This window comes from Aliiroseovarius sp. PTFE2010, assembly GCF_049943335.1.
Taxonomy (GTDB): Bacteria; Pseudomonadota; Alphaproteobacteria; order Rhodobacterales; family Rhodobacteraceae; genus JBNFVY01.
Genome location: NZ_JBNFVY010000040.1, coordinates 1 through 575, shown reverse-complemented (window position 1 = coordinate 575; position 575 = coordinate 1). Strand labels below are relative to the sequence as shown.

Genomic DNA, 575 nt, shown 5'->3' with positions numbered 1-575 from the left:
TTGCGCAACGATATCGACCTTCCGACACATTTCATGACGGACGAACAGCAGGCGCTGGCGGATCAGGCCGGCAAGTTCTTCATGTCCGAGTTCCACCATCTGAACGCGGAAATGGATGACACCGACGACCTGCCGCCATCGGTCTTTCCCAAGCTGGGCGAGATGGGCTATCTGGGCCTGAACGTGCCGCCGGAATTTGGCGGCGCCGGGCTGGATTTCACATCGGCCTGCATCATCACCGAACAGATGTCACGGGCATCGGCGGCCATCGGGCTGACCCACGTTGCCCACGACAACCTGTGCGTCAACAACATCTACCGCAACGCCAATGACGACCTGCGCCGCAAGTATCTGCCGGGGCTGTGCAACGGCACGCTGATCGGGGCCCTTGGCCTGACCGAACCGGGCGCGGGGTCCGATGCGCTTGGATCGATGCGCACCACGGCGAAGAAGGATGGCGACGATTACATCCTGAACGGGGCCAAGATCTATATCACCAACGGGCCGATTGCCGATCTGGTGCTGGTCTATGCCAAGACCTCGCCGGAAAAAGGGGCCAAGGGTATTTCCGCCTT

At 60.9% G+C, this 575-nt stretch carries 1 protein-coding gene; it reads left to right on the top strand.

Features of this window, described 5'->3' with window-relative positions; all coding sequences use genetic code 11:
* The coding region (locus ACP2AV_RS15680; protein ID WP_426373704.1) for an acyl-CoA dehydrogenase family protein at positions 1 to 575 on the top strand (575 nt) is incomplete at both ends.